The sequence below is a fragment of the Streptomyces amritsarensis genome (assembly GCF_001953875.1).
Lineage (GTDB): Bacteria > Actinomycetota > Actinomycetes > Streptomycetales > Streptomycetaceae > Streptomyces > Streptomyces amritsarensis.
The window spans coordinates 1-26,179 of record NZ_MQUR01000039.1; the positions used below are offsets into that span (position 1 = coordinate 1).

At 70.6% G+C, this 26,179-nt stretch carries 20 protein-coding genes; 10 read left to right on the forward strand and 10 right to left on the reverse strand.

The annotated features are described in order from the left end of the window. Positions 1-60: 60 nt before the first annotated feature. The 7 genes from AVW11_RS17840 to AVW11_RS17870 all read right to left on the reverse strand — a co-directional run bounded on the left by AVW11_RS17840 (position 61) and on the right by AVW11_RS17870 (position 5,977). A complete protein-coding gene (locus tag AVW11_RS17840; protein WP_076044674.1) occupies positions 61-1,452 on the reverse strand; it encodes a nucleobase:cation symporter-2 family protein in 1,392 nt (463 codons plus the stop codon). Positions 1,453-1,765: 313 nt separating this feature from the next. Then, the gene (locus AVW11_RS17845; protein WP_060177674.1) at positions 1,766-3,166 is read right to left on the reverse strand and encodes an 8-oxoguanine deaminase; all 1,401 of its coding nucleotides are present in this window, start codon (positions 3,164-3,166) and stop codon (positions 1,766-1,768) included. 195 nt (positions 3,167-3,361) lie between these two features. Then, the gene (pucL, locus tag AVW11_RS17850; RefSeq protein ID WP_030852046.1) at positions 3,362-4,285 is read right to left on the reverse strand and encodes a factor-independent urate hydroxylase; all 924 of its coding nucleotides are present in this window, start codon (positions 4,283-4,285) and stop codon (positions 3,362-3,364) included. Position 4,286: 1 nt separating this feature from the next. Then, positions 4,287-4,676 (reverse strand): hydroxyisourate hydrolase, encoded by a 390-nt coding sequence (gene uraH, locus AVW11_RS17855; RefSeq protein ID WP_030852044.1) that lies wholly within the window; start codon positions 4,674-4,676, stop codon positions 4,287-4,289. Between the two features lie 8 nt (positions 4,677-4,684). After that, on the reverse strand, positions 4,685-5,191 hold the full coding sequence (uraD, locus tag AVW11_RS17860; protein WP_060177673.1) for a 2-oxo-4-hydroxy-4-carboxy-5-ureidoimidazoline decarboxylase: 507 nt from the start codon (positions 5,189-5,191) through the stop codon (positions 4,685-4,687). Positions 5,192-5,345: 154 nt separating this feature from the next. After that, positions 5,346-5,729 carry a helix-turn-helix domain-containing protein gene (locus AVW11_RS17865; protein WP_060177672.1) on the reverse strand — a complete coding sequence of 128 codons (384 nt, stop codon included), beginning with the start codon at positions 5,727-5,729 and terminating at the stop codon, positions 5,346-5,348. Further along, the gene (locus tag AVW11_RS17870) at positions 5,726-5,977 is read right to left on the reverse strand and encodes a thiamine-binding protein (RefSeq protein WP_076044676.1); all 252 of its coding nucleotides are present in this window, start codon (positions 5,975-5,977) and stop codon (positions 5,726-5,728) included. Before AVW11_RS17870 ends, AVW11_RS17865 begins: the two co-directional genes overlap by 4 nt. Positions 5,978-6,102: 125 nt before the next feature. Between AVW11_RS17870 and AVW11_RS17875 the strand changes: the two genes are divergently transcribed. The 4 genes from AVW11_RS17875 to AVW11_RS17890 all read left to right on the forward strand — a co-directional run bounded on the left by AVW11_RS17875 (position 6,103) and on the right by AVW11_RS17890 (position 10,886). Next, entirely contained in the window at positions 6,103-6,936 is an 834-nt protein-coding gene (locus AVW11_RS17875) for a TIM barrel protein (RefSeq protein WP_076044678.1), read from the forward strand. A gap of 74 nt (positions 6,937-7,010) precedes the next feature. Beyond that, a complete protein-coding gene (locus AVW11_RS17880) occupies positions 7,011-7,910 on the forward strand; it encodes a 2-hydroxy-3-oxopropionate reductase (RefSeq protein ID WP_060177671.1) in 900 nt (299 codons plus the stop codon). Positions 7,911-8,146: 236 nt separating this feature from the next. Continuing rightward, complete coding sequence (locus AVW11_RS17885; protein ID WP_030852031.1) at positions 8,147-9,604, forward strand: catalase; 1,458 nt, start codon at positions 8,147-8,149, stop codon at positions 9,602-9,604. 718 nt (positions 9,605-10,322) lie between these two features. After that, positions 10,323-10,886: a hypothetical protein gene (locus AVW11_RS17890; protein ID WP_076044680.1), complete on the forward strand. Its 564-nt coding sequence runs from the start codon at positions 10,323-10,325 to the stop codon at positions 10,884-10,886. Positions 10,887-10,956: 70 nt separating this feature from the next. Here AVW11_RS17890 and gcl read toward each other — a convergent pair whose 3' ends face one another. Next, positions 10,957-12,735: a glyoxylate carboligase gene (gene gcl, locus AVW11_RS17895; RefSeq protein ID WP_030852025.1), complete on the reverse strand. Its 1,779-nt coding sequence runs from the start codon at positions 12,733-12,735 to the stop codon at positions 10,957-10,959. 275 nt (positions 12,736-13,010) lie between these two features. Here gcl and AVW11_RS17900 point away from each other — a divergent pair, with 275 nt between their 5' ends. Both AVW11_RS17900 and AVW11_RS17905 read left to right on the forward strand, forming a co-directional pair. After that, entirely contained in the window at positions 13,011-13,877 is an 867-nt protein-coding gene (locus AVW11_RS17900) for a hypothetical protein (protein WP_076044682.1), read from the forward strand. 53 nt (positions 13,878-13,930) lie between these two features. Next, on the forward strand, positions 13,931-14,419 hold the full coding sequence (locus AVW11_RS17905) for a glutathione peroxidase (RefSeq protein WP_030852020.1): 489 nt from the start codon (positions 13,931-13,933) through the stop codon (positions 14,417-14,419). 142 nt (positions 14,420-14,561) lie between these two features. Here AVW11_RS17905 and AVW11_RS17910 read toward each other — a convergent pair whose 3' ends face one another. Next, the gene (locus tag AVW11_RS17910) at positions 14,562-16,268 is read right to left on the reverse strand and encodes an AMP-binding protein (protein ID WP_076044684.1); all 1,707 of its coding nucleotides are present in this window, start codon (positions 16,266-16,268) and stop codon (positions 14,562-14,564) included. Between the two features lie 118 nt (positions 16,269-16,386). Next, entirely contained in the window at positions 16,387-17,505 is a 1,119-nt protein-coding gene (locus AVW11_RS17915) for a winged helix DNA-binding domain-containing protein (protein ID WP_076044686.1), read from the reverse strand. Between the two features lie 152 nt (positions 17,506-17,657). Here AVW11_RS17915 and AVW11_RS17920 point away from each other — a divergent pair, with 152 nt between their 5' ends. The 4 genes from AVW11_RS17920 to AVW11_RS17935 are packed head-to-tail and all read left to right on the forward strand — an operon-like array spanning position 17,658 to position 26,114. Then, entirely contained in the window at positions 17,658-19,283 is a 1,626-nt protein-coding gene (locus tag AVW11_RS17920) for a TIGR02677 family protein (protein WP_076044688.1), read from the forward strand. After that, the gene (locus tag AVW11_RS17925; protein WP_060177664.1) at positions 19,280-20,605 is read left to right on the forward strand and encodes a TIGR02678 family protein; all 1,326 of its coding nucleotides are present in this window, start codon (positions 19,280-19,282) and stop codon (positions 20,603-20,605) included. The genes AVW11_RS17920 and AVW11_RS17925 overlap by 4 nt, the downstream gene beginning before the upstream one ends. Further along, positions 20,602-24,855, forward strand: a complete 4,254-nt coding sequence (locus AVW11_RS17930; RefSeq protein WP_076044690.1) for a TIGR02680 family protein — start codon at positions 20,602-20,604, stop codon at positions 24,853-24,855. The genes AVW11_RS17925 and AVW11_RS17930 overlap by 4 nt, the downstream gene beginning before the upstream one ends. Then, the gene (locus AVW11_RS17935; RefSeq protein ID WP_076044692.1) at positions 24,852-26,114 is read left to right on the forward strand and encodes a TIGR02679 family protein; all 1,263 of its coding nucleotides are present in this window, start codon (positions 24,852-24,854) and stop codon (positions 26,112-26,114) included. The genes AVW11_RS17930 and AVW11_RS17935 overlap by 4 nt, the downstream gene beginning before the upstream one ends. Positions 26,115-26,179 lie beyond the last annotated feature (65 nt).

Genomic DNA, 26,179 nt, shown 5'->3' on the forward strand with positions numbered 1-26,179 from the left:
GGTGCGCCCGCCACACCCGCAGTGGGTGGCGGGCGCACCGCCGCGCTCCTGCTCGGCCCGTCAGTGGACCGGCACCGGTTCGGGTGCGGCCCCCGAGGCCGCGCCCTTCCTGGCGCCGAGGTGGTTGAAGGCCAGGTTCAGCACGATGGCCACCACGCAGCCGGTGCTGATGCCGGAGTCGAGGACGACCAGCAGGTCCTTCGGGAAGGCGTGGTAGAAGTCCGGCGCGGCGATCGGGATCAGGCCGATGCCGACGGACGCGGCGACGATCAGGGCGTTCTCGCCCTTCTCCATGGCCGCGCCGGCCAGGGTCTGGATGCCGCTGGCGGCCACCGAACCGAACAGGACGATGCCGGCGCCGCCGAGGACGGGCAGCGGGACCACTGCGATGACGGAGGCCGCCATCGGACACAGGCCCAGCAGGACCAGGATGCCGCCGCCCGCGGCGACGACGAAGCGGCTGCGCACCTTGGTCATGGCGACCAGGCCGATGTTCTGGGCGAAGGCGCTGCACATGAACCCGTTGAAGAGCGGGCTGACGGCGCTGCCGAGGGTGTCGGCGCGCAGGCCTCCCGCGATGGCCTTCTCGTCCGCGGGCCGTCCGACGATCTTGCCGAGGGCGAGGATGTCGGCGGTGGACTCGGTCATGCAGACGAGCATGACGATGCACATCGAGACGATGGCGGCGACCTGGAACTGCGGCGCGCCGAAGTGGAACGGGGTGGGGAAGCCGACCACCGAGGCGTTCTTGACGGCGTCGAAGCTGGTCATCCCCAGCGGAAGGGCGACCAGGGTGCCCGCGACCAGGCCGAGCAGGATGGAGATCTGCTGGAGGAAGCCGCGCAGGAACTTGCGCAGGAGCAGGACGATCACCAGGGTGACGGCGGCCATGGCGATGTTCTTCATCGAGCCGTGGTCGGCGGCGGCGGGGTTGCCGCCCTGCGACCAGTTGAAGGCCACGGGCAGGAGCGAGACGCCGATCAGGGTGATGACGGTGCCCGTGACGACGGGCGGGAAGAAGCGGACGAGCTTGCCGAAGTAGGGGGCGGCGAGGAAGCCGAGGGCCCCGGCGACGATGATCGCGCCGAAGATCACGGGGAGGGCGTCCGCGCCCTCCCCCTTCCCTATCGCGATCATCGGGGTCACGCCGGCGAAGGAGACGCCGTTGACGAAGGGGAGTTTGGCGCCGACCTTCCAGAAACCGAGGGTCTGCAGGAGGGTGGCGAGCCCGGCGGTGAAGAGCGAGGCGCCCATCAGAAAGGCGGTCTCGGTGGCGGAGAGGCCGACCGCGGGGCCCACGATCATGGGCGGGGCCACGACACCCGCGTACATCGCGGCCACGTGCTGCAGGCCGCTCGTGAACATTTTCAGCGGAGGGAGGGTCTCGTCGACCGGGTGCTTCTCCTCCGGTACTGCGACTGCGTCTTTGCGAAACCTGGGCGGTTGGGCCACGGCTTCCTCCGGTCGGGTAACACGTCGGCAGGGACGTGGGTGTCATGGAGGTGGTGCGAAAGGTGTGCGAGTCGAGCGCGCTGGTGAAGTTGTGGGTGGAGCCGGTGGAGCCACTTCTTGCCGCCAGGGGTGCAGAAACGATTCGCCCGATCGTCGCGTCCGCGATGCGCCATGGCGGTGGTGGCACGAGTCACCGCTCCCGGGGACGCCTTCGGATCTCCTCGGGCGCCTCCCGGGAACGGCTGCCGACGGACCCCGCTCGGGTCCGCGGCGGCCGGCCGGGGGCCGTCCCCCCCGGCCGGACTCCGGGGGATCAGGCCTGCGCGATCCGCGCGAGGCGCTGGGCCTCTTCCCGCGTGGACACCGCGATGGCGTCCTCGTCGGCGAAGAGCAGCCGGTTGTTCTCGACGATCTGCTTGCCGTTGACGAACGAGGCCGTCACCGGGGCGGCCGCACCGAAGACCAGGGCGGTCACCGGGTCGGCGATCGAGGAGTGCAGGAAGGTGCTGAGGTTCCACAGGACCAGGTCGGCGCACTTGCCGACCTCCAGCGAACCGATGTTGTCGGCACGTCCGAGGACCTGCGCGCCGCCGTAGGTGCCCAGGCGCAGGGCCTGGCGGGCGCCCAGCGCTCGCTCGCGGTGGACCGGGTTCAGGCGGTTGATCAGCAGCGCGTTGCGCAGCTCGGTGTGCAGCTCACCGGACTCGTTGGAGGCGGTGCCGTCCACGCCGAGGCCGACCGGGACGCCGGCGGCGAGCATGTCCGGGACGCGGGCGATGCCGGCGGCCAGACGGGCGTTGGAGGACGGGCAGTGCGCGACACCGGTCTTCGTACGGGCGAAGGCGGCGATGTCGGAGTCGTTCATGTGGACGCTGTGCGCCATCCACACGTCCTCGCCGAGCCAGCCGGTCGACTCGAAGTAGTCGGTCGGGCCCATGCCGAAGAGCTCGTGGCAGAACTTCTCCTCCTCGACCGTCTCGCTGCCGTGCGTGTGCATGCGCACGCCGAGGCGGCGGGCCAGCTCGGCGCCCTGCTTGAGCAGCTCGGTGGAGACGGAGAAGGGGGAGCAGGGGGCGACAGCGACCTGGGTCATCGAGTCGAAGGACGCGTCGTGGAACTTCTTGACGGTCGCCTCGGTGTCGGCCAGCGCGCCTTCGAGGGTCTCCACGGCGTGGTCCGGCGGCAGGCCGCCGTCCTTCTCGCTGCGGTCCATGGAGCCGCGGGCGAGGGTGAAGCGGACACCCATCTCGGAGGCGGCGCGGATGATCGAGCCGGACAGGTCGCCGGAGCCCTTGGGGAAGACGTAGTGGTGGTCCATCGCGGTGGTGACACCGCCCTTGGCCATCGCGGCCAGGGAGCCCTGCGCGGCCGTGTACGTCATCTGCTCGTCGATGCGCGCCCACGTCGGGTACAGCGCGACGAGCCAGTTGAAGAGGTTGTGGTCGGTGGCCAGGCCACGCGTGATCCACTGGTAGAAGTGGTGGTGCGTGTTGACCAGACCGGGGGTCACGAGGTGCCCGGTGCCGTCGATCCGGCGGACCACGTTCTCGAGGTTCTCGGGGGCCTTGCCCGCACCGATGAACTCGATCCTGTTGCCCGCGACGACGATGTGGCCCGAGGCGTACTCGGTGTCATGGGCGTCGACGGTCGCGATCGCACAGTTCTCGATGACGATGCGCTGGACGGCGCTGTCAGGGGCTGCCGATGCTGCCATGGGACTTCCTCGTGCTTTCAGTGGCGGTGCGGGCACGGCAGGACCCAGGGGATTTGAGTGCCGGAGCCGGGGCCTTGGCAGCTGACAGTACTGCCGCCCCACGGGGTGCGTCCGGGTGCCGATTCAGGAAGTGGGGTTCGTGTCGCGCGGTCCCGGGGCCACTGCGGAGAGCCCCGGGACGCGCGTGCCGCGCTCTTAGAGGTTGGTCATGTCCACCGGGATGCGCGCGTCGGCGCCGTCCCGCAGGATCGTGGCCTCGATGAGACCGTACGGACGGTCCGCGGCGAAGTACACCTCGTTGTCGTTCTTCAGGCCGAAGGGCTCGAGGTCGACGAGGAAGTGGTGCTTGTTCGGGAGCGAGAAGCGGACCTCGTCGATCTCCGACCGGTGGTTGATGATGCGCGAACCCATCTGGTAGAGGGTCTGCTGCAGCGAGAGGGAGTAGGTCTCCGCGAAGGCCTGCAGCATGTGCTTGCGGGTCTCGGCGTAGGACTTCTCCCAGTTGGGCATCCGCTGCTCGTCGTCCGACCAGTTGAAGCGCCAGCGGCTCGACACCTGGGTGGCCAGGATGCGGTCGTACGCCTCCTGCAGGGTCGTGTACTTGTCCTTCACGTAACCCCAGAACTCGGAGTTCGTGGAGTTCATGACGACCAGGTCCTTGAGGCCGGAGATGACCTCCCAGTTCTGGCCGTCGTAGGTGATCTGGGTGACGCGGGTCTCCTGGCCCTGGCGGACGAAGGAGTGCTTGACCTCGTCGGCGCCGATGAACTTGGAGTTGGCGTCGGACGTGGCGATCCGGTCCCAGGCGTACTCCTCGATCCGGATGCGCGCACGCTGGATCGGCTCCTGGCTGTTCACGAACCAGCGCGCCAGGTGGATGCCGAACTGCTCGGCGGACTCGATGCCGTATTCCTTGGCGAAGGCGTACACCGTGTTCTTGGTGGTGTCCGTCGGCAGGACGTTGGCGTTCGAGCCGGAGTAGTGGACGTCGTCCATGTCGCCGGAGAGGGCGACCGAGACGTTCAGGTCCTTGATGTGGTGGGTGTCGCCGTCCCGCGTGATCTTGACGACGCGGTTCTCTGCTTTGCCGTACTGGTTCTGGCCCAGAATCGTGGCCATGCTAGCTCCCTCGGTAAACGGAGTAGCCGAACGGGTTGAGCAGCAGCGGTACGTGGTAGTGCTCGCCCGGGTGCACCGCGAAGGTGATGGTGACCTCGGGGAAGAACGTAGCGCTGTCCCTTACGCGGGGGGCGTCCTGCTGCGCCTCGGCTTGCTTCTTTGCGAAGTACGTCTCGGTCTCGAAGTCCAGACGTACGTGGGTGGTGCCCTCCGGCAGCGCCGGCAGGTCCTTGCAGCGCCCGTCCGCATCGGTGGCGGATCCGCCCAGGGCCGCCCACGCGCCGTCCCGTCCCGTACGGGCCGACAGGGAGATGGCGACGCCCTCGGCGGGCCTGCCGATGCTGGTGTCCAGGATGTGCGTGGACACCGACGCGGTGGTCTCGGTGCTCATGGTCGGACTCACTCTCCTTCTACGAGGCGGGTCAGGCGGATCCGGTTGATCTTGACGAGCTCGCCGCGGGCGATTTCCCGCTCCTGCTCCGGCGAGTTGTCGATCCGTACCTTGACCGAGTCCCGCATGAACTCACCGGTCGCACCGGTGGCGCAGATGAGGAAGACGTGGCCGAACTTCTCCTGGTAGGCCAGGTTCAGTTCGAGGAGCTCGTTCTTCAGCTCCTCGGAGGCACCAGCCATGCCGCGCTGCTCGCGGGCGGAGGTCGGGTCTCCCGGCTTCGGCCGGCCGATCGGCGCGTGGCCGCCCATCGCCTCGGCGAGGTCCTCCGCAGTGAGCTCCGCCATGGCGGCCTCGTTGGCGGCGAACAGGGACTCGGCGGTGGCGAAGGGGCGCTGGGCGAGCATCTTGCTCCCCCACGCCGAGCTGGCGCACACCTCGTGCAGCTCGGCCGCGGCCGCACTGTCGTCCAAGGTGTTGATCCGGGTGAGACCCGGGGTCGGACTCGAAGTCACGGTAGGCCTCCGTGGCCTGTTGTTGCTTTGACGGGCTGCGCATAGCTAACGCCCTCCACAACACGGCGTCAACACTTTGTTGAAACTTCCCGTACACAAAAGCCGCCGCCCGGGTGAATCGGGCGGCGGCTCGTCACCGTGCGTCAGAAGTCGTTCACGCTTGGCTGTTCTTGTTGGGGTTTTCCCTGTTCAAGTAGTTGTAGACCGTGAAGCGGCTCACGCCCAGCGCGCCCGCGACCGTTTCCACGCCGTGCCGCACGGAGAAGGCGCCGCGCGCCTCCAGTATCCGCACGACGTCCTGCTTGGACTTCCGGTCGAGCTGGGACAACGGCACGCCGTGCCGGCGCTCCAGCGCGGCCAGGATGTGGTCCAGCGAGTCCGAGAGCTGGGGCAGGCGCACGGCGAGCAGCTCCCGACCCTCCCAGGTGAGCACGACGTCGTCGGGCGTGGCCTGGGCCGGGTCCATCAGCTCGCCGCCCATGGCGTCCACGAGCGGCTTGACCGCCGCGACGAACGGGTGGTCGCGGGGCTCGGTCATGGCGTCTCCTCGCCGATCACGTTGACCTGGAGGGTGACACGCGTGGCCCCGGCCTCCAGGGAGTCGCGCAGCAGCGCGCCCACGGCGGACAGCACCCGGTCGGCCTCGCCCTCCGCGGTGTTGCCGAACGGGCCGACGTCCACCGCCTCCAGCTGGGCCTTCTGGATGACCTCGCGGGCCGCCACGGCATGGTCGGGGGCCTCTTCGAGGTCGAAGGGCTCGGTCGTGAACTCCACTCTCAATCGCACGCCGTCAAGCTACCGCGCGGTCTCGTTTTTTCGGCAGTCCGCACTTGACATCCGCGCGGGAGCCCATGCAATCTTCCATCAGACAGAAAATAACTTCCGCAATACGGAAGGAGCGCACACCCCTCATGGGATACACGGACCAGCGCTTCGATGTGAACCTGTCGATCCTCTTCACGGAACTCCCGCTCCTGGAGCGCCCCGCGGCCGCCGCCGCGGCGGGCTTCACGGCGGTCGAGCTGTGGTGGCCCTGGATCGAGACCCCCACCCCCGCCCAGGAGGAGCTCGACGCCCTCAAGAGGGCTCTTGAGGACGCCGGCACCCAGCTGGTGGGCCTGAACTTCTACGCCGGCCGACTGCCGGGCCCGGACCGCGGCGCGGTCTCGGTACCCGGTGAGGAGTCGGACCGCTTCAACGCCAACATCAACGTGGCCGCGGACTTCGCCGCCTCGGTCGGCTGCAAGGCGCTCAACGCCCTGTACGGCAACCGCGTCGAAGGCGTGGACCCGGCCGTCCAGGACGAGCTGGCCCTGAAGAACCTGGTCGTGGCGGCGCAGGCCGCTGACCGGGTGGGCGCGATCCTCCTGATCGAGACCCTCAACAAGCCCGAGTCGCCGCTCTACCCGCTGGTGAGCGCCCCGGCCGGCATCGAGGTGGTGGACAAGGTGAACGAGGCCACCGGCCTCGGCAACGCCAAGTTCCTGCTCGACCTGTACCACCTGGCGATGAACGATGAGGACCTCGGCGAGGTCATCGAAAAGTACGCCGCCAAGACCGGGCACGTCCAGATCGCGGACAAGCCGGGCCGAGGTGCTCCGGGCACCGGCGAGCTGCCCCTCGAGGAGCTGCTCGACCAGCTGAAGAAGGCCGGATACCAGGGCTACGTAGGCCTTGAGTACAAGGCCGCCGACGCCGCCGCCTCCTTCGCCTGGCTGCCGGCCGAGGCCCGCGCCGCCGCGTAGGGGGACGAAGTCCGGGCGATCCGCCAGGCACCTCACGCACTTTTCGTACACAGCACCAAGAGAAGGACCCCATCATGAGCAACCCCGCCGCGCTCCCGTCGATCGCCTGGATCGGTCTCGGCATCATGGGCTCCCCCATGTCCGAGAACCTGCTGAAGGCCGGCTACCCGGTCACCGGCTTCACCCTCGAACAGGACAAGCTGGAGCGCCTGGCCGCCGCCGGCGGCACCGCGGCCGGCTCGATCGCCGAGGCCGTCAAGGACGCCGACGTGATCATCACGATGGTGCCCGCCTCCCCGCAGGTCGAGGCCATCAACTACGGCCCCGAGGGCATCCTCGAGAACGCCAGGCCGGGCGCGCTGATCATCGACATGTCGTCGATCACCCCGCAGACCTCGATCGACCTGGCGAAGAACGCCGCCGAGAAGGGCATCCGCGTCATCGACGCCCCGGTGTCCGGCGGCGAGGCCGGCGCCATCGAGGCCGTCCTGTCGATCATGGTGGGTGGCGAGCAGGCCGACTTCGACGCGGCCCTCCCGATCCTCGAGGCCCTCGGCAAGACCATCGTCCTGTGCGGCCCGCACGGCTCCGGCCAGACGGTGAAGGCCGCCAACCAGCTCATCGTCGCGGTGAACATCCAGGCGTGCGCCGAGGCCGTCGTCTTCCTGGAGAAGTCGGGCGTGAACCTCACCGCCGCCCTGGACGTTCTCAACGGCGGTCTGGCCGGCTCCACGGTCCTGACCCGCAAGAAGGACAACTTCCTCAACCGCGACTTCAAGCCCGGCTTCCGGATCGACCTGCACCACAAGGACATGGGCATCGTCACCGACGCCGCCCGCAACGTCGGTGCGGCCCTCCCGGTCGGCGCGGTCGTCGCCCAGCTGGTCGCCTCGCTGCGCGCCCAGGGCGACGGCGGCCTGGACCACTCGGCCCTGCTGCGCGCCGTCGAGCGCCTCTCCGGCGCCCAGGTCTGAGGTCCCCGCCGGGCCCCACGGGGCCCGGACCGCCCCCTCATCCAGGGGGCACCGAGTCTCCGGACGGTGCCGGTGCTGACACCTGTCCTGTCGCGCCCAAGCGCCGGCACCGTCCGGGTCACCTCTCCCCACAACTTCGTTCAACAAACTGTTGACGTTTAGTTCTCGCCGAATTTAGGCTGTTCCGCATGACGGAAGACGCTTTCCGTCAGCAGTTACCCGTACGGAAGGTCACCATGTCGAAGCGCACGCTGACGACCGAGTCCGGCGCCCCGGTCGCCGACAATCAGAACTCCGCCACCGCCGGCGTCGGTGGCCCGCTCCTGATCCAGGACCAGCAGCTCCTGGAGAAGCTCGCCCGCTTCAACCGTGAGCGCATCCCGGAGCGTGTGGTGCACGCCCGCGGCTCGGCCGCGTACGGCTACTTCGAGGTGACCGACGACGTCACCGCGTACACCAGCGCCGCCTTCCTGAACACGGTCGGCAAGAAGACCGAGACCTTCCTGCGGTTCTCCACCGTCGCCGACTCCCTCGGCGGTGCGGACGCGGTGCGCGACCCCCGCGGTTTCGCCCTGAAGTTCTACACCGAAGAGGGCAACTACGACCTCGTCGGCAACAACACCCCGGTGTTCTTCATCAAGGACCCGATCAAGTTCCCCGACTTCATCCACTCCCAGAAGCGCGACCCCTTCACGGGCAAGCAGGAGCCGGACAACGTCTGGGACTTCTGGGCGCACGCCCCCGAGGCCACGCACCAGATCACCTGGCTGATGGGTGACCGCGGCATCCCGGCGTCGTACCGCCACATGAACGGCTACGGCTCCCACACCTACCAGTGGACGAACGAGCAGGGCGAGGCCTTCTTCGTCAAGTACCACTTCAAGACGAACCAGGGAATCCGCTGCCTCTCCGGCGAGCAGGCCGCCGAGCTCGTCGGCAAGGACCCCAACTCGCACCAGACCGACCTGCTCCAGGCGATCGAGCGCGGTGTGAACCCGAGCTGGACCCTCTACGTCCAGATCATGCCGGCCGCCGAGGCCGCGGACTACCGCTTCAACCCGTTCGACCTCACCAAGGTGTGGCCGCACGCCGACTACCCGCTGCAGCGCGTGGGCCGCCTGGTCCTCGACCGCAACCCGGACAACGTCTTCGCCGAGGTCGAGCAGTCCGCCTTCTCCCCGAACAACTTCGTCCCGGGCATCACCGCCTCGCCGGACAAGATGCTCCAGGGCCGCCTGTTCGCCTACGCCGACGCCCAGCGCTACCGCCTCGGTGTGAACCACACCCAGCTGCCGGTCAACGCCCCGAAGGCGACGAAGGCCGACAACTACGGCCGCGACGGCGTGATGGCGCTGCGCAACGGCTCGCGCCACGACAAGAACTACGAGCCCAACTCCTACCAGGGCCCGGCCGAGACCGGTCTGGCGCTGGGCGCCCCGAAGGCCGTCTCCGGCTACACGGGCACCCACGAGGCCCCGGCCCACACGAAGGACGACGACTTCTTCCAGGCCGGTGAGCTCTACCGCCTGATGTCGGAGGCCGAGAAGCAGCGCCTGGTGGCGAACATCGCCGGGGGCCTCTCCCAGGTCACCCTCGAGGACGTCATCGAGAAGAACCTGGCTCACTTCCACGCCGCGGACGCCGACTACGGCCGTCGCGTCGAGGAGGCCGTGCGCGCCCTGCGCGACGCCTGAGCCGACATGGATGTACCGGGGGCCTGACGGGAGGTCAGGCCCCGGGTGCTGAGCCCGACCCGTGGACCCGGATGAGGGGTGGTACGCGGTGAGGGCAGACCGCGCCAGCGATGCGGCTGGCGCCGCGTGAGGACCGTGGCGGGCGTGCGAGCCAGTGCGGTGGTAATGGGTTCCGAGGCCCGTCTCTTGACCTGAGGGAGACGGTGCCGGAGTTCTCGTCGCCCGCCCGCCACGGTCCCAGCCACTCCTCTTCTCACAGGGGCTGCGCACAGAGCCCCCTGTGAGGAGCGGAGACCTCCTCCCCGATACTCCGCCCGGCGGTGCGAACGTCCTGTCGCGCCAGCCTCGCACCGTCGGGCGGTAACAACCAGAGCGCCGAGCCACGGACGGTCCCGTGACTCGGCGCTTTGTCGTATCCGGGCCCTCAGCGTGTTTCGCGCCCTGTTGACGGATGAAGGGCAGAGCCTGCTGGCTGCCCTGGAGGGCGCGCGGCCGGCCGAGGAGCAGGTGCGGCTGCGGGGGCTCGCGGCCGCGAAGTTCGGGGCGTACGCCTCCACGATGTACTTCACCCGGACATGGTCGAGCTGTCCTCCCACCTGGCCGTGGCCGAATACAAGCTGGACCGCGTGCTCGGGATGGGTGTGGTGCTGGTCGAGCCGATGATGATGCGGCCTCCGGGGCCGGACGGGGGCCACGACCCGAGTCGTACGGACCGCCGTTGTCCTGGGCCCTGGAGCAGGTGCGCACGACCGGCTGCGGCTCGATCAGGCTGCCGCCCGGCCTCGCCCCCGGAGCCGTACCGGACCTCGGGCGGGCCGACGAGGCCGAGTGGATCTCGTACGACGGGGAGGTCCAGGAGCTGGTCCTGTGGTTCGGCCTGGGCCCGGGGGGAAGGCCGGGCGATGCCATCGTGCGCCGGGCCACGCTGCTGCCCGCCGGTGCCTCGCTCACCGCACGTGGCCTGCCCGAGCCGGCCGTGCGGCCCCTGGGCCGGTACCTCTACCGGCCGGACCCGGCCGTGGTCCACGCGGGCCTGGTGGCCGAGGTGGCCGAGAACATCGCCGGCGGCCCCCTGGAGGGCGGCGGCACCCTCCTGACGTCCGACGAGCTTCGGTGGACGCCCTTCGCCACGGCGTACGACGTCACGGAGGTGCGGGACGCGGCTGTGCCGCCGCCCCGGTCTTCCGAGGCGCCTCGGGCGCCCCGCACGGCCGTGGAGTTCGCCGTCACGGCGGCGGCCGGCCCGGTGACCCTGACGGCCGTACCCGTGACCGCGGGGTGAGGTGACGTGACGCGAGCGGCCCCCGTCCCTCCTGGTGGAGGGGCGGGGGCCGCTCTGCGGTGCGGGGCGGTCAGACCTGCAGGGCCTTGATGGCGGTCGGGGCGTGACCGGGCTCGGTCGCGAGCTCCTCGAACTCGGTGACGTCGCTCATGTCGACGGTCTTGCTCATCGAGATGTTGGTGACGCGCTCCAGGATGGCCTCGACGACGACCGGGACCTGGAACTCCTGGGCCAGCTTCTTGGCCTGCTCGAAGGCGGCGCCCAGCTCGTTCGGGTCGGTGACGCGGATGGCCTTGACGCCCAGGCCCTCGGCGACCTTGACGTGGTCGACGCCGTAGACGCCGATCTCCGGGGTGTTGATGTTCTCGAACTCCAGGTTGACCTCGAAGTTGATGCCGAGACCGCCCTGCGCCTGACGGATCAGGCCGAGGTAGGCGTTGTTCACGAGGACGTGGACGTAGGGGACCTTGTGCTGGGCGGCGACCGCCAGCTCCTCGATCATGAACTGGAAGTCGTAGTCGCCCGAGAGCGCGACGATCGGGGTCTCCGGGTCCGCGGTGGCGGCACCGATGGCGGCCGGGATGGTCCAGCCCAGCGGGCCGGCCTGGCCGCAGTTGATCCAGTGGCGCGGCTTGTAGACGTGCAGCATCTGCGCGCCGGCGATCTGGGAGAGGCCGATGGTGGTGACGTAGCGGGTCTCGGGGCCGAACGCCTTGTTCATCTCCTCGTAGACGCGCTGCGGCTTCATGGGGATGTTGTCGAAGTGCGTGCGGCGCTGCAGGGTGGCCTTGCGCTCCTGGGCGGAGGCGGCCCAGGCGGAGAAGTCCGGCAGCCTGCCCTCGGCCTTGAGCTCCTTGGCGACCTCGATGAAGAGCTCCAGCGCGGCCTTGGCGTCGGAGGCGATGCCGAAGTCCGGGGCGAAGATCTTGCCGATCTGGGTGGGCTCGATGTCGACGTGGACGAACTTGCGGTCGCCCAGGTACGCGTCCAGGTTGTAACCGGTGTGGCGGTTGGCCCAGCGGTTGCCGATGCCGAGGACGACGTCCGACTCCAGGAAGGTCGCGTTGCCGTAGCGGTGCGAGGTCTGGACGCCGACCATGCCGGCCGCCAGCTCGTGGTCGTCCGGGATGACGCCCCAGCCCATGAGGGTGGAGATGACCGGGATGTTGGTCAGCTCGGCGAACTCGACCAGCAGGTCGGAGGCGTCGGCGTTGATGATGCCGCCGCCGGCGACGATCAGCGGACGCTCGGACTCCAGCAGGAAGCCCAGGGCCTTCTCGGCCTGGGCGCGGCTGGCCTGCGGCTTGTAGACCGGCAGCGGCTGGTAGGTCGCCGGGTCGAACTCGATCTCCGTCAACTGGACGTCGATCGGCAGGTCGATGAGGACCGGGCCGGGACGGCCGGAGCGCATCAGGTGGAACGCCTGCTGGAAGACGCCGGGGACCTGCGCGGCCTCCAGGACCGTCGTGGCGGCCTTGGTGACCGGCTTGGCGATCGAGGCGATGTCGACGGCCTGGAAGTCCTCCTTGTGGAGCTTCGAGACCGGGGCCTGACCGGTGATGCACAGGATCGGGATGGAGTCCGCGATGGCGGAGTACAGGCCGGTGATCATGTCGGTGCCGGCCGGGCCCGATGTACCGATGCAGACGCCGATGTTGCCCGCCTTGGCGCGCGTGTACCCCTCCGCCATGTGCGAGGCGCCCTCGACGTGGCGGGCGAGCGTGTGGTTGATGCCGCCCACGTTCTTCAGCTCGCGGTAGAAGGGGTTGATCGCAGCACCGGGGACACCGAACGCTTGTTCGACACCCTCGAGCTTGAGGATCTCAACTGCAGCAGCGGCGGCTGTCATACGAGGCATCAGGTTCTCCTGCGGGTCTGGCGGTCAGGCTTTTCCGTAATCCGGAAGTTTTGTTCTGCTATACGGAACAAGCTAAGCGGCGTCTTCTTCGGCGTCAAGGCGGTGAGGGACCCCGGAAACCACCAAAAGCCGCATCTCGCTCGACGACTTGTACAAATCACTGATCCGCCGGCGGGAACGGGGCGGAAATGGCGCGCATGCTCGCCCCGGTGGTCGCCGGTGGTGGAGCATGGACCCACGCACGGCGACGGAGGGGGCCAGGTGTCATGGCGGAAGCGGTACCGGTGCGCTGCCCGGCGTGCCTGCGCGAGAACGGCTACACCGCGCCGGTCTTCCCCTGCGCCTGCGGGAGCCCGGTCAATCCCCCGCTGGACCTGTCCGCGCCGCCGCTGCTGCTGACCCACCGCACCTGGTCGGACAGCTGGGTGACGGTGCGCTGCACGGCGTGCGGGCGGGAGAGCGAGTGGCCGCATCCCGAGGTGGGCTGCGGATCATGCGGCACGGTGGTGCGCCTTCCGGTACATCCGCCGGAAGCGGGTGCGGGGCCCAGGTCCACGGCGGGCCCGGGATCCACCGCGGACCCCGCGGCGGCGGACCCCGCGGTTGCGGGTGGTACGGGGGCGGGCCGCGCGGCGGCCCCGCCGGACCCGCGCGGCGAGGCCGCCGGCGGTATGGCGGCGGAAGGCCCGGCGCGCCCCGGCCCGGACCCGGCGCACATACCGCTGTCGCGGCCGGCGGCGGTGCCGCGGCCCGCGTTCCGGCCGGTGACCATCCGTACGGCCAGGGACGCGGTGGCCACCGCCGCGCTGTACCTGCGCTGGCTCGGCTTCCAGGACGTACGGCAGCCCGACGGGCGCCCCATCCCCTCGGCGGCGGTGGATCTGCGGGCACCGGGGCTGGTGGCGCAGGTGGACCCGACCACCGCGCCGGCCGGGCTGCGGGCGGTGGAGTGCGTCTGGCTGAACGGCCTCACGGCTTCGGCGACCAGCGTCTACTTCTCGCTCGCCGGGTACACGGCGGACGCCCGCAGCCGGGCGGACGATCTCGGGATACCGCTGTTCGTCATGGACCTCACCGGCATGCCGCAGCCGGTCAACGACCCGGCGGACGCGCTGGTCGGATGGGGCGCGTAGCGGCCCACCCCTTAGGCTCGTGGCGTTGACCGCCGACTGTCGAGGAGAGTCCTGTGAGCCTGTACGACATCCCGCTGACCACCCTGTCCGACGAGCCCACCAGCCTGGCCGCGCACAAGGGCAAGGCGATCCTCCTGGTGAACACCGCGTCGCAGTGCGGTCTCACCCCGCAGTACTCGGGACTGGCCCGCCTGCAGTTCAGGTACGAGGAGAAGGGCTTCACGGTCATCGGCGTGCCCTGCAACCAGTTCGGCGGGCAGGAGCCCGGCAATGCCGAGGACATCCAGACCTTCTGCGCGGCCGGTTTCGGGGTCACCTTCCCGATGCTGGAGAAGTCCGAGGTCAACGGCGAGAACCGGCACCCGCTCTACCAGGAGCTGGTGAAGACCCCGGACGCGGACGGCGAGGCGGGGGACATCCAGTGGAACTTCGAGAAGTTCCTGATCTCCCCCGCCGGTGAGGTCGTGGCGCGCTTCCGCCCGCGGACCGAGCCGGAGGCCGCCGAGGTCATCGCCGCGATCGAGGCGCACCTGCCCGCGTAGGCGCGTACGCGGGGCCCGGGGGCGCCGCACCGCCCCGCCGCCCGACCGGTCGCCGCCCCGCCGCCTGAACGCCCCGCCGCCTGACCGGTCCGCCGCCCCGCCGCCGTGCCGTCCGACGGGTGCCGGCCGCCGGGGCCCCGGCTCAGCCCAGGTCCGCCTCGCGGTACTCCGCCGCCGAGCCCGCGGCCGTGAGGTCCCGCAGCTCCACCCGCCGGATCTTGCCGGACACGGTCTTCGGGAGCTCGCCGAACTCGATGCACCGGATCCTCTTGTACGGGGACAGCACGGCGCGCGAGTGCTCGAACAGCAGCCGGGCGGTCTCCGGCCCGGGCTCCCACCCGCCGGCGAGCGTGACGTAGGCCTTCGGGACCGCCAGCCGCAGCTCGTCGGGGGCGGGGACGACGGCGGCCTCGGCGACCGCCTCGTGCTCCAGCAGTGCGCTCTCCAGCTCGAACGGGCTGATCTTGTAGTCGGAGGCCTTGAAGACGTCGTCGGAGCGCCCGACATAGGTGAGGTAGCCGTCGGCGTCCCGGGCGGCGATGTCGCCGGTCCGGTAGAGCCCGTCCGCCATGGCCTCGGCGGTGCGCTGCGGGTCGTCCCGGTAGCCGGTCATCACCCCGGCGGGCCGTACGCGCAGGTCCACGCAGAGCTCGCCCTCGTCGGCGGACTCCTTGCCGGTGACGGGGTCCAGCAGGACGATCTCGTAGCCGGGTGCCGGGCGGCCCATGGAGCCGGGCTTGACGGGGACGCCGGGGAAGTTGCCGACCTGGAGGGTGGTCTCGGTCTGGCCGAAGCCGTCGCGGATGGTGACGCCCCAGGCCTCGCGCACCTTCTCGATGACCTCGGGGTTGAGCGGCTCGCCGGCGGCGACGGCCTCGCGCGGGGGCCGGGCGAGCCGGGTGAGGTCGGACTGGATCAGCATCCGCCACACGGTGGGCGGGGCGCAGAAGGTGGTGACGCCGTGCCGGTCCATCTCGGCCATCAGGCGTTCGGGGTCGAAGCGGGTGTAGTTGTGGACGAAGACGGTCGCGCCGGCGTTCCAGGGGGCGAAGAGGTTGGACCAGGCGTGCTTGGCCCAGCCGGGCGAGGCGATGTTGAGGTGCACGTCGCCGGGGCGCAGTCCGAGCCAGTACATGGTGGAGAGGTGCCCGATGGGGTACGAGGCGTGGGTGTGCTCGACGAGCTTGGGGCGGTCGGTGGTGCCGGAGGTGAAGTAAAGCATCAGGGGGTCGGTGGCGAGGGTCTCCCCGTCGGGGACGAAGCCGCCTGCGGCCTCCGGTGCGTGGGCGGCGTCGGCGAGACGCAGCCAGCCGGCGGGGACCTCCGCCTCGCGGCCGGCGGCGATCCGGGTGTAGCCGCCCGGCACGTCGTCGAACTTGGCCGTGTCCTCGGCGCGGGCGACGACGTGGCGCACGTGGCCGCGCTCGACCCGGTCGCGCAGGTCTGCCGGTCCGAGGAGCGGGGTGGCGGGGATGACGACGGCGCGGAGCTTCATCGCGCCGAGCATCACCTCCCACAGCTCGCGCTGGTTGCCGAGCATGACGAGGATCCGGTCGCCGGGCTCGACGCCTCGGGCGCGCAGCCAGTTGGCGGTGGCGTCGGACCGGGCGGCGAGCTGCGCGAAGGAGAGGGCCTCGCCGGAGCCGTCCTTCTCGGCGATGCGCAGGGCCTCGGCGTCGTTGCCGGCGGCGATGTGGTCGAACCAGTCGAGGGCCCAGTTGAAGCGGTGGGGGCGGGGCCAGGTGAATCCGGTGTGGGCGGCTTCGTAGTCGCCGCGGCGTTCCAGCAGGAAGTCCCGCGCGGCGAGGAACTCGGCAACGGCGCTGTTCCGGGCACTGTCGGTCGTCATGGCAGGTATCGTGCCGCGTTCGGTGTACGGACCACCAGGGCGGCGTCAGCCGTGAGTTGACCGCTTGCGCCGGTGGGGCGTCACTTCGGCGGCGCCGGCAGCGGTCAGCGGTCGGCGGTCAGCGGCGGATCGGCGCGAACCGTACGGACGGGGCGGGCCGCTCGGGCCCGCCGGGCACACCACCCAGGTCGGCGATCAGCTTCTCCCCCTCGGCGACGATCTCCTCCTCGGCCGCCGTCGACACCCGGTCGAACAGTTCGACGGTGAGCACCGTGCCCTCCATCCTCCACAGGCCGGCGAGGAACCCGTCGACGAGCAGGGTGCAGTGGGCCTGGTTCCCGGTCCAGCTGCGCCCCTTGACCTCGGGGGCGACCACGCGGGTCCGGTCGGCGTGCGAGAGCAGGAGGTTGTCGAACTCCGGGAGGAAGCGGGGCGGCGCCGGTGTCGCTGCGTCCGGTCGGGGCGCGTCGGGCAGGTCGAAGAGCTCCCCGCCCTTCTCGTCACGGAAGGCGAGCAGCCGGGGCCGCAGCCGCTCGAAGGCCTCGCGCAGCCGGGTCAGGCCGGCCCAGGTCTGCATGTCCTTGACGGAGGCGGGCCCGAACGCGGCGAGGTAGCGCAGGACGACGTCGTCCACGGGCTGCGCCGCGCCGGCGGGCTCGCCGAGCCAGTTCTCGACCGTGGTCAGCCGCACCTGCCCGCTACGGCCCCACACCCCGCGGGGCGTCACCTGCACCAGCGGCAGCCGGCAGCGGGCCGCGACGGACAGGGCCTGCGGGTCGGCGTCGGGCCACTCCTTCAGCAGGTCCTCGCGGATCTCGGCCATGGTGCGCGGCGCCTCGTCGACGAGGGCACGGGCCCGGTCGGCCAGCCGGTCCAGGTCCACTCCGGCGAGGCCCTTGCGGAAGTAGTCGACCTCTCGGTCGCGGGCGGGCTGGACGAGGGGGCGCAGGGTGAGGGCGTCGTAGGCGGTGTGGGTGTGGATGGTGGAGCGCATGGTGACCATCCGGACCACCTCGCGGGACTCCATCAGGCCGGCCAGTTCGGCGGGGTCGAAGCCGGCCAGGCGGGCGTGCAGTTGGAAGTAGGGCGGCTTGACGTTCTGCGCCTGCAGCCCGAGGAGGTGGGCGACGGCGTCCCGCGCGGACATCTCGGCCCGGCCCAGCAGCAGCTGGCGGGCGAGCGTGGCACGGTTCAGCGCGCGGGTGTCGAGTACGGGATGTGTCGTCCTGGAGGCCATGACAGCAAACTATCCGCCCTTGCGGACACCTTCAGTCAGCAACTCCGCAACTCCACAGACCCCGTGGCCACCGCCGAGCAGTAGGTGAATATTCCGGCGGAACATCTTTGAACCGCCGGAAACGGCAGGTACCACTGCGTAATCTCGACGCCATGGGGGAGCACACCAGGGATTCCTTACCGGCGGCCGACCGCGACGACACATGGCAGCGGCTACAGGCGTACGCGTACCTCAGCGCACCGGAGCGGCTTGAGTACGTAGCCGTGATGAGAGTCTTCTGCGGCACCCTCCTCACCGACCTATCGGTGCCGGACGTACGGGCGAAACTGGCGGAGGCCGACGGGCCGGCAGGGGCTCCGAGCGCCGACACGCTCACCGCCCGGCTGGAACAGCTGGTGGACTGGGGCGCCCTGCTGCGGAGCAGTCGCTCGGTGAATGCCGCGAGCATCACCGAGTACCAGCGCTCTCGGTCCCGCTACCAGCTGTCGAAGCTGGGCGAGCGCGTGCAGCGGGACGCCGACGAGGTCCTGGCGGGCGCGGACGCGGCTCGTGAGGTCAGCAGCGAGCTGCTGGCGCTGGTCGAGCGCGGACTGGGCGAACTGAACGACCTGCTCCAGAAGCCGGAAGAGGCCGGGCCGCAGGACACGCTGGAGCGAGTCAGCACCCTCTTCGTCCAGTTCACCGAGTTCGCGGACTCCGTGCGGGACTTCTACGCCTACCTCGGGCAGGTGTTGGCGCGCTACGACCTGGACGGCGCCGAGTACCAGGGCTTCAAGGAACTGCTGCTGGACTACGTCGAGGCGATCAGGGAGGACGTCGCCTTCCGCGCTCCCCGCATCGCATCGGTACTCGACCTGCTGTGGCCGCACCTCCCCGGCCTTCTGGACCGCCTCGACGCTCACGCCCGCGGTCTGTCGGGGGTTGCCGGCGCGGCCGGCGGCCGGTCCGAGGTCCGGGTGCAGCGCAGCCGCGGCCGGGAGATGGCCGACTGGGAGGGGCTGCGAGGCTGGTTCACCGACGTCGACGGGCAGGGAAGTCAGGTCGATCAGCTGCGTGACGCCACCATGCGGGCCCTGCAGTCTCTGCTGACCAACGCCAAACGGATGCTGCGCTCGGCCTCCGGCGAGATGTCGAGGCGCAAGGACCTCCTTCGGCTCGCCCGATGGTTCGACGAGGCGGATCCGGAGGACGCGCACGACATGGCGGTCGCCGCCTTCGGCCTCTACGGCGCCCGCCACCTGGGTGTTCCCCCCGCCTCCGACGACGCGGTTCCCGCGTACACCAGTTGGTGGAACGGCCCGGTGGTGGAGGTACCGGTGGCCCTGCGTGAGCGGGGCAGTCGCGCGCAGCGGGGGCGGGCATCGTCCATGGAGAACCACGCGCCGCAGAAGCGTCACCTCCAGGAGGCCGCCCGGGCCCGGGCGGAGGCCAGGAGGGCGGCCGCGGACGAGCTGCGCAGCGCTGCCGGGCGCTTCGCAGAGGTGCGCCTCACCGCGGCGGCCCTCGGCCTGCTTCTGGAACTGCTGGCGACAGCACTCGGAAACGCCCAGCTGCGGCGGACGCATGCCGACATGCCCGGCACCGCAGGTGAGTTCAGCCTGGAGTCCGCGCAGAGCGAGGACGCCGAGCTCGGCATCCGGCTCACCGTTCGTCGTTCCTCCGGCGTCAGGTCGGTGCTGCACTCCGCGGACGGCGTCGTCGAACTGGACGACCTGGAGCTTGAGATCGGACGTGCGGCGGACTCGGCCGGACACGGGGCCGAGGTGAGTGCGTCGTGACGCTCCCTTCGGCACACGACGTGGCTCTGGCCACCGAGCGCCGCGCCGCAGGGCGGCTGTTGCTCGCCCACCCCCTGGTGACGTCGACCGGCCCGCACGCGGACTTGTTCCCCTTGATCCGCCGGCACGCCGACTGGTTGGGCAAGCGGTTCCAGCAGGTGCTCGGCTACCGGCTCCTGGTCGACACCTCCTACGCCCGGCTGTTCAAGGCCGGACTGGGTGCCGGCGCAGGGCACCGGCTGGAGCGATCCACCGGCACCGCCTTCACGCCGCGTACCTACTCCTGTCTCGCGCTGGCGCTGTCCGTGCTGGTGACCGCCCCGGAACAGGTGCTGCTGTCCCAGTTGGTCGCCGACATCAAGGCCGCGGCGGCCGACGCGGGTGTGAGGCTGGAGGACACGAGCCGGGCCGTGGAGAAACGGACTCTGGTCGCCGCCCTCCGCCAGTTGATCGACTGGGGAGTCCTGACGGAGAGGGACGGCAGTGTGGGCTCGCTCGTGCAGGAGGAAGGCGGCGAGGCACTGATCACGGTGGACCGGGAGATCGCCCGGATCATCGTTTCCGGGCCCCTCACGCAGAGCCTGGACGGGGCGGACCTGGTGAGGCGGGCGGCCGACCCGGGGTTCGGCGGTCCCCGCACCTATGTGCGCCGCAGGCTCGTGGAAACGCCCGTCGTGTACCTGGACGAGCTGACCGCCGCTGAGCGGGACTGGCTGCGTACCCGGCAACGCCGCGAGGCCCAGGCGTTCTCCGAACTCCTGGGCCTGGAGGCCGAGATCCGCGGTGAGGGTGTGGCACTGGTGGACCCTGAGGAGGAGCTCACGGACCTGCACCTGCCCGGGACCGGAACCGTCGCCCAGGCTTCGCTGCTCCTGCTGGAGCGCCTCGTGGAACGGTTGCGGCCCGCTGATCCGGGACACCCGGCGACAGGAGGGCGGCTCGTCATCGGGGTGGCTGTTCCGGACGGCCTGGTGGACGAGCTGCTCGGCCGGCTCATCACCGAATACGGGCAGCGCGGGAACTGGCAGCGCACCTACGTCGAAGATCCCTCGTCGTTGCGGAGGGCGGTTCTGGACCTGCTGAGCCGGATGCGGATGGTGACGCCCGTCGGCCCTCTTCGTTCCGCGGGCCACGGGATACCCGAGGGCTACGACGACACGGTCCCGGAGGGCCGATCCGTGACCGACGTGCTGGGCGCTCGCTCTGCCGGCACCGGCTGGGTCCTCCTCGCCGCAGCCGCGCGCTACGCCACCCATGTCACCGAACGCCGGCCCGCGGGAGCGGCACCCGGCATCGACACACAGCAGGAGCTACCGCTATGACTCCGGGTGCGAACGGCCCCATCCCCCTTCAGCGATCCGGTACAGCGGCCGGCACGCGCTTCCGCCTGCACCGCGCCGGCATCCTCAACGTCTGGCAGTACGACGAACAGGAATTCGACTTCGGTGACGGGCGACTGCTGCTGCGCGGCAAGAACGGGGCCGGCAAGTCCAAGGCCCTGGAGATGCTGCTCCCCTACCTCCTGGACGGCGACTCCCGCGCCCTGGACGCCACGGGGACGGGCCGGACGAGCCTGGTCTGGCTGATGCTGGACGGGTTCGAGCAGACGAACCGCCTGGGATACCTCTGGGTCGAATTCCGGCGGACGACGGACGAGGGCGATGACCGCTACCTCACCCTCGGAGCGTCCATCCGGGCATCGAAGTCGACGAAGAAGGCCGTGCCGGTCTTCTTCGCCACCCCGCTCCGGGTCGGCGAGGACTTCCGCCTGGCCGAGGCGGGCGTGCCCCTGCCGGTCGACCGCCTCAGGGAGGCCGTCGGCGCGGAGAACGTCACGGACCGTTCCGTCCAGCACCGCTCACGGGTCGCCCGCGAGCTGTTCGGCATCACCGACGCGACGCGGTACCGCAACCTCACCCAGCTCCTCCACCGCCTGCGGCGTCCCACCGTGGGGGACCGGATCGAGTCCGGCGGGCTCGCCTCCCTGCTCAGCGAGACGCTGCCGGGGCTCGACGACGACGTGGTCGAGAAGGTGGCACGCAACCTCCACGACCTCGACGCCGTACGACAGGAGCTCGGCCGCCTGGAACGTACCGACCGGGCCCTCGGCGCGTTCCTGGGCGACTACCGCAGCTATCTGTCCGGAGTGCTGCTCAGGTCGGCGAGGAAGGTGGACGACGAACTGGACACCCTGGCAAAGCGACGCCTGGGGGCCGGCGAAGCGGCGAAGAGGACCAGCGGCCTGAAGGCGCAGGAAGCCGAGGCCCGAGCAGCCCTGCGCGCCTTGCGCGAGGACGAGCAGGCCGCTCGCACGGAACTCGACGCGCTCCGTGCCAGTAGCGCATACCGCAGCCTGGCAGAGCTGTCCGAGCGCCGTGCCACGGTCGGGGCCCTGGACACTGCGGCAGAGACCTCCTTCACCGCGCTCACCAAGGCGCACGACGCCGAGGAGGGCGCGGCGGACCGCCTGGCCGAGGGCATCGCCCATCTGGGCCGGCGCCTCGGCGAACTGGGTACGGAGCATCGCGAGCTCGTGGTGCAGTCCGAGAAGGCGGGACTCCCCACCGGCCATCTCGGCGAGGCTGTCGGCCTGCCTCGCACGGATGTGGCCGGAGCTTCGGAAACGGAACTGACGGGACCCGACGCACGGATCCACCTCGTGCGGCACCAACGGGTGATCGCTGTGGACCCCACCGCGGCGGACTCCGCCCTGCGGTCCTGGGAAGGGCAGCTCGAGGACGCCGGCAAGGTGGTGAAGCACCGAACGCGCATGGTCCAGGACGTCGTCGGCCTGGTCGCCCGGGCTGCCGAGGCACAGAGGCGGGCAGCCGGCGCGGACGCCGAGCGTGAGCGACTCGAAGGGGAGGCGGAGGATGCTGCTAGCCGCCTCGAAAGCCATCGGGAGAAGGTGGCCGAGGAGAGCGGAAGCTACGCCCGTCGGACAGCGGCGTGGCTGGACCACGTCCAGGCCGTGACCGGCCCCGACTGCCCCCCGTTGGATGCCGTCCGTGCGGTGGTCACCTGCGAGACCTCGGCAGAGGCCCCCTTCGCGGAGCGGGTGCTGCATCCCGACATCGATACGCAGGCGGAACAGCTCGCCAGGACGGTACTGGAGCCCTACGGCCTCCAGCTGACCCACCGGCGGGACACCCTCGCGCTGCGCCTCGCCCGGCTCACCGAGGAACACAACCTTCTGACCAGGAAGAAGGAAGAATGGGAGCGGCGAACCGATCCGGAGCCGCCGGTCCCCCACCACCGCGCCGCCGAACGCGATCCAAGCACCGGAGCGCCGTTCTACCGGCTGGTGGACTTCTCCGACGGCCTGTCCCCCACCGACCGGGCGGGCCTGGAGGCGGCGCTCGAAGCGAGCGGGATCCTGGACGCCTGGGTGATCTCGGACGGAACGCTCCTCGATCCCCTGACGCGAGACGTACTGCTCCAGCCCGGGGCCGCGCCGCCCGGCGTCCCGACTCTGGACACCGCACTGCGCCCTACCGCGCAGCCGGACAGCGGCATCGCCCCCGAACGGGTCCGACACCTCCTGTCCGCGATCGCCCTCGTACCGGCCCAGGAGGGCGCCGCCACCGGCTCGGTGTACTACGACGGCAGCTGGCGCCTCGGTCCCCTCCGCGGACACCACTCCAAGGACGGCGCCGAATACGTGGGCGCCGCCGTACGCGCCGAGACACGACGCCGTAAGCTCGCCGAACTCGAAGCACGACGGGCGCAGGCCGAAAGGCTGCTGTCCGAGGGCCGCGCACAACTCGACGGGCTCGACACCGTACGCCGGGACCTGGCCTCGGCGGAACGCGACTTCCCCCGGCCGCAGTCCCTCACCCTCGCCTGGCACGGGCTCGAAGCCGGGGAGAGGGACCTGCGCGATCTGACCGCCAAGGCCACCAAGGCAGCGCGGCGGGCGGAGGAGGAGCGCGCGCAGTCCGTGGCAGCTCGGGGTGAAGCGGAGGCGACCGCGACGGCTCACGACCTCCCCACCGGCGCCGACGCCCTGGAAAGGGTACGTATCGCCCTCGCGACCCTCCTCGGCGGCATCGGAGGCATGTGCCGGGCCATCCGGGGTGTGGCCGACGGGCTGGACAGGCATCGGGTCGATCACACCCGGTACGCGCAGGCTCGCCGTGACCGCCTGGAAGCGGCGGAAAGCCACGCTCTCCGACTGGGTGAACTGCACAGGGCCCAGCAGGATCTCCGCACCCGCGAGGAAGCCGTCGGCGCCTCCGAGGAAGAGATCCTCACCCGCGAGGAAGAAGCGAAGCAGCGTGTCGCAGCGGCCGCCCGGGCACTGCCGGGGGCCCAACGGGAGCACGACGACCTCCATGACCGAAGGGTCCGCGCGGAGGAGGACGAGAAGCGGGCTCGCGAACAGCTGCTGGAGCAGCAGACGGCCGTCATCACCGCGGGAGGCACCCTCCGCGGTGCAGTCGGTCGTCCGGAGGTGCTCCGTGGCGCCGGCCTGGACCGTTCCTTCCTGCCCGAAGTGCTGTTGGACGACCCCGGCGCAGAGGTCCGTGACCGCATCCGGTCTCTGCGCGAGCTGGCCGAAGCGGTACGGGACGGGCTCGACCGTTCGCGGAATGCGAGGAAGGAGGTGCGGAAGGAGGTTTCGGACAGCACGCTCCTCAAGAGCCACACGGCCCTGCGTGACCAGTTGGCCGGCGGATTCGACGCGCACCTGGAGGAACTCGCCGGGATCAAGGTCTGCCGCCTGGTCGATGACCACGGTCCGCACGACGTCGCCGTCGTCGGAGAACGTATCGCCGCCCGGGCCGCCGAAGACCGCGGTCGCCTCACCGAGCGTGAGAGCGAGGTCTTCCAACGCTTCCTCACCGGCGAACTCGGTGACCACTTGTCGGCACAGGTCGTCACCGCCGCCAACCTCGTCTCCGCACTGAACGACACGCTCAAGACCGTGCGGACCTCGCACGGGCTCGGCGTCGAACTGCAGTGGAAGCTGGATGAGGACGTCGACGCGGACGTGCGGGCAGCCGTTGAACTCCTCCGCAGCCCTTCGAGCCTGCGCACCCGTGAGCAGGGCGATCGGCTGCGCGAGGTGCTGCAGCGCCGGATCGAGGACGCCCGGCGCACCGATCCGTCCGCCGGGTACGCCGCCCATCTGCGCACGGCGCTGGACTATCGGGACTGGTTCGGCTTCCACACCTTCGTCGTCGAGGATGCCGCCCCCGGCCGTAAACGCAGGCTCACCGGGCGCACCGGGCTCAGCCAGGGGGAACAGCGGGTGCTTTCCTACCTCGTTCTCTTCGCCGCGGCGGCCGCCCATTTCACGACCCTCGGCGAATCCGCGCCGCACGCTCCCCGGCTGATCCTCCTGGACGACGCCTTCGCCAAGGTCGACGAGCCCACCCATGGCCGGCTCGGGCGCATCCTCGTCGACCTCGACCTCGACTTCGTACTCACCAGCGAGAGGCTCATGGGCAACTGGCCCGAGGTGCCCTCCCTGCACATCTACGAGTGCCTCCGCGATCCGCACGTACGCGGGGTCGCCACTTTGCACTACACCTGGAACGGCCGGCACCGGCGCCTGGTGTCCGTATGAGCCGCCTCCCCGCCGCCACACGCGACTGGCTGGCCGGCCCCGGTCTCGTCCGGCTCTGGGAATCGGCGCGCAAGCGCCTTGAGGGCAACGGGCTCCGGGCCACCGGCTCGGTGCGGCTGGCGGGGCTGGCTGTGCAGGAGAGGAACGACCTGTCGCTCCTGCTCGGCAGTCCGATCACGGGGGCCGCCGCGACGGTGCGGCTCGACGCGCTCGACACCCGTTTGCGGTCCTCGGCCGCCGGCCTCGGTCTCAGGGACGTACTCCAGGAGCTCGGCCCGCCGCTCAGTGATCGCCGCGCCGCTCGGACGGAGGCCCGGGCACGGCGTGACCGGGTGTGGTCCTCGCTCGCCTCGTCGCTGGAAGGCTGCCGACTCGGCGAGGAGGAGTGGGCCTGGCGGTGGTACGACGGGCTGCGCCGCACGGGCGTACCCAACGGTGTAGCGCCCGCGACAGCGGTGCGTACCCTCCAGCAGGCCGTCCACGTCCTCACTCTGCTCTTCGGTCCCGGGCGGGCCGGCGCGTGGGGGCGGGGCGAACTCGCCGCCGAGGCCACCGGATCGGCGCACGGCCTGGACGACGGGACCTGGCTGGCGCGTCTTGTCCAGCGGGGCATAGCCCTCGCCCACGACACCGAACTCCCCGATGACGCGGCCGGCCGCCGCACCTTGTGGCGGCTGGCATCCGTCACGCCGGACGAGGTCTCCAGCACGGTGCTCGCCTACGGTCTGCGCCCCGACGGCGGAGGCTGGCGGGAACGCTCCCTGTACGAACGAGCGGTCCACCATACGGAAACCCATCTCACCCTGCGCGACCTGCACGCCCTGCGGCTCTCGCTGCCCACGGGAACGCTGATCCGTATCTGCGAGAACCCCCGTGTGGTGGAGGCGGCAGCGGACGCCGCCTGCTCACAACCGCTGGTGTGCACCTCGGGGAGTGCAGCGACTGTGGTCCTCACCCTCCTCGACGCCCTCGCCGCCACCGGCTGCCGCTTCGCCTACCACGGCGACTTCGACTGGCCGGGCATAGCCCTGGCCAACCGTGTGGTCCACCGCTACGGCGCCGAACCATGGCGGATGGGCTCCGAGGACTACGAACAGCTCGCCGCCCGCACCCAGGCCCGCAACGTCCCCCAGCACCCGCTGACCGGCCCACCCACCACCGCGGACTGGGACCCGGGCCTCGCCCCAGCCATGGCCGCTCTCGGCATGGCCCTCCACGAGGAAGCCACACTCGACCTCCTCGTGGCGGACCTGGCGTGAGGGCGAAGCGGGTACGAGCGGGAGCGGTCGACCGACGGTGCGCGGGCGCAGAGCGACGGGGAGTG